The sequence below is a fragment of the Bacillus sp. JJ1503 genome, assembly GCF_036965125.1.
In the GTDB taxonomy this organism is placed as follows: domain Bacteria; phylum Bacillota; class Bacilli; order Bacillales; family Cytobacillaceae; genus Cytobacillus.
Window position 1 is genome coordinate 1 of the sequence record NZ_JBALOZ010000053.1, and the last position, 3,094, is coordinate 3,094.

Annotated in this window: 5 protein-coding genes; all 5 read left to right on the plus strand. The window is 34.5% G+C overall.

Annotation, left to right across the window (positions count from 1 at the left end; all coding sequences use genetic code 11):
- Positions 1–245: ABC transporter permease (locus V7149_RS05100; protein WP_438824084.1), on the plus strand; the 245-nt coding region annotated here is incomplete at its 5' end.
- A 119-nt stretch (positions 246–364) separates the two neighbouring features.
- Positions 365–739: a hypothetical protein gene (locus V7149_RS05105; protein WP_335344570.1), complete on the plus strand. Its 375-nt coding sequence runs from the start codon at positions 365–367 to the stop codon at positions 737–739.
- Between the two features lie 278 nt (positions 740–1,017).
- Positions 1,018–1,173 (plus strand): hypothetical protein, encoded by a 156-nt coding sequence (locus tag V7149_RS05110; protein WP_335344571.1) that lies wholly within the window; start codon positions 1,018–1,020, stop codon positions 1,171–1,173.
- A 344-nt stretch (positions 1,174–1,517) separates the two neighbouring features.
- Positions 1,518–1,820: a hypothetical protein gene (locus V7149_RS05115; RefSeq protein ID WP_335344572.1), complete on the plus strand. Its 303-nt coding sequence runs from the start codon at positions 1,518–1,520 to the stop codon at positions 1,818–1,820.
- 255 nt (positions 1,821–2,075) lie between these two features.
- On the plus strand, positions 2,076–3,068 hold the full coding sequence (locus V7149_RS05120; protein WP_335344573.1) for an NADPH:quinone oxidoreductase family protein: 993 nt from the start codon (positions 2,076–2,078) through the stop codon (positions 3,066–3,068).
- The last annotated feature ends 26 nt before the right edge of the window (positions 3,069–3,094 follow it).

Sequence of the window (3,094 nt, forward strand, 5' to 3'; positions counted from 1 at the left end):
ATATAAAACAAGCTGTTATTGCAAGTGCATTGTTTGCTTTTATAACTTCCTTAGATGAAATTGTTATAACAATCTTTATTGCTGGGTCAAGCAATCCAACCCTTCCAAAAGTAATGTGGGAACAAATGAGGCATAATGTTGATCCGACTTTAGCAGCAACATCGACATTGTTGATCATTTTAACAGCTACGGTATATATAATCCAAACAAATCTTAGTAATAAGAGAAAAAACAGGCTTGGATAATACTTATTTCATTTATTGATAGGTAAAAATTATTGAAAGAATTAAAACCCTAATTTTCTTACTATTATGATTATCCTATAATCAAAGTGAAAAATAAATAATATCGGGAGGTTATTAATATGTTAATAGGTATGATACTAGCTAGTGACAAAGAAACAATTGTTCCAATTATTGAGGGAGAAATTGCAAGGATCTATGATACTAATACGAAAGAATTCTCAGATTCTCCAAATCCAGCTTTAGGGCAAACTGAGGGGAGAAGAGGAGCCACTGTTAAATGGATGGTTGATAGGGGAGTAAAAGTTTTGTGTGCACCCCCTAGTATGCTTTGTGAGCTTTCTTATACAAGAGCTCAGGAGGAGCAATTTACTTTTTATAGATTAGAACCAGGAACGACGTTTGAAGGTTTTAAAACACATTTAGAAAATGGCAATGCATCTTTTAGTGATTGCTTACCTGAAAATGAAATTGAACCGAGTGCGCCGATCAAATAATAACAACCAAATTCGATAATTTAATAGCTGATTAAAATTATTTGTGGAAGGTGAAAATAGATTATTATTCATTCCTTAAATTGAATTACTCTAGTGAAAATGAAAGCACAACAATTATCTTGTAACATCCTGAGTCTTCACTCATTGATATATTATAAAGGCTTACGGGAGTAAAAATAGATGAAGAAACTCAGGCAATCTTTGAAAAACAGGGTTTTAACAAAGCTGACAGCAAAGTTACCGTGTTTAAAGCCGGATAGGGAGGAACATGGTACGGTTTGATGTGTGCTTACGCCTATTTAGTAAATAAAAATATTGAAGGAATAACAATGAATGTATTTCCGAGCGGAGGTGCATCAGAAAATGTAAATTTATTAAAGGATGATCAGCGCAAATTGTTATTTAAACTTTTTATCATTCCTACGATGCTTTAAATTGTAAGAGAATGAGGGAAAGGTGCGGGTAGGAAATTTGTGCGCAATGGCAATGACCGTTCCTCTCTATATTAGTTTCATTGTAAAAGCTTATTCAGATATTAAGTCTTTTGCTAGACGTTAAAGGTAAAAGAATTGGCAGGGGTGAAGCATGAAGACCTAGTATACAGAGGAGGCCAGCCGGAAATGGCAGATATTATTCTTTGCGAAATTGCTATAGTGTGTTGTTAATTGAAGCTATTCGGCGATCTATCGGTTGGGCAATGCTTTTTTTCTATTGTGTATGTATTTGAAGGTCCTTATTTTTCAGGAAAATTCCAGGATTCGGGATGAGCTATGAAAGAATGATCCAAGTTATTTATTTAACAATAGAGGGGATATTTACCATACTTGTTAAGGCGGTTGCAAATTTGTTTTTGTTTTTATTATTTTTTGGTTCTGTTTTGCAGAAGATCACAAATGGGTGTTCCCCATTGGCTGACCTTATGTTTGTTTTATATTTTGGAGTCATTTCAGCAATCAAACCTTCGGTCATGGTAGCCGCTTTTGCTGGAGCCTCATTGACTTATTCTAATCCAATACAGACGGGTATTACTTCCTTCAGATTTGGTGTTGCAGGATTTATTGTTCCCTTCATTATTTTCTAAGGTCCTGAAATATTACCAATATCAGGATCGGTTATTGATATAAGTATAACGATAACTTTTTCTATACTTGGAATATTTGTAGTGGTCTCAGAATTGCAAGGCTATTTTATTAAACGCAATGAATATTGTTGAGAGATTATTAATTTTTATTTCCTCTATTCTTCTCGTTGTCCCATATATAATTTCAAGCATTAAAGAAATAAATTTATCTATTGGAAGTTGAAAACAGTTAATTTATTTTAGGGAGGGATTTTCTTGGCTTTGGAGTTTAAGGCATTAATTGTCGATAAAGTTGATAATGATTTTTCTGTTCAAGTCAAATCTTTAAAAATTGAAGACCTAAATGAAGGAAACGTCATTATTCATGTTGAATATTCTAGTGTCAATTATAAGGATGGACTTGCTTCAATCCCAAATGGAAAAATTGTAAATAAATATCCTTTTATACCTGGTATTGACATAGCTGGAACTGTTGTTTCTTCTAAAGATCCTCGGTTTAAAGAAGGAGATAAAGTGATTGCAACAAGCTATGAAATTGGTGTTAGCCATTTTGGAGGTTTTAGTGAATATGCACAATTAAATGCAGATTGGATCGTGCATCTTCCAGAAGGTCTAACACCGAAAGAAGCAATGGCTTATGGGACAGCTGGATTTACTGCTGCATTATCAATTTTACGTTTGCATCAAAATGGTATAACTCCCGATAGAGGGGAAATCCTTGTTACAGGTGCTACTGGTGGTGTTGGAAGCCTTGCGGTAGCTATTCTTTCAAAACTTGGTTACTCAGTTGTAGCAAGTACGGGAAAAGACAAAGAACATGAATATTTAAAGAGTATCGGTGCAAGTAGAATTATTTCTCGAGAAGAAGTAACCCCCGAAAAAATTTCTGCGCTAGGGATGCAAAAGTGGGCGGGTGCTGTTGATCCTGTTGGAGGAAAAACCCTTTCAGCTATTTTAAGCAACACAAAATATGGAGGTGCTGTAGCAGTAAGTGGTTTAACTGGGGGGACAAATGTTCCAACAACTGTTTTTCCTTTCATTTTACGTGGCGTTAATTTGCTGGGAATAGATTCCGTATACTGTCCAATGTCAACCCGGAAATTTCTTTGGGAGCGAATGGCAAGTGATTATAAACCAGAGACGCTATTAAGTGATATAGGTAAAGAAATCACCCTGAATGAATTACCTTCTACTCTCACAAATATTTTAGAGAGCAAGATAAAAGGAAGAATAATTGTTAAGTTATAAAAGGTTTAAAACAGGTTTATATATAA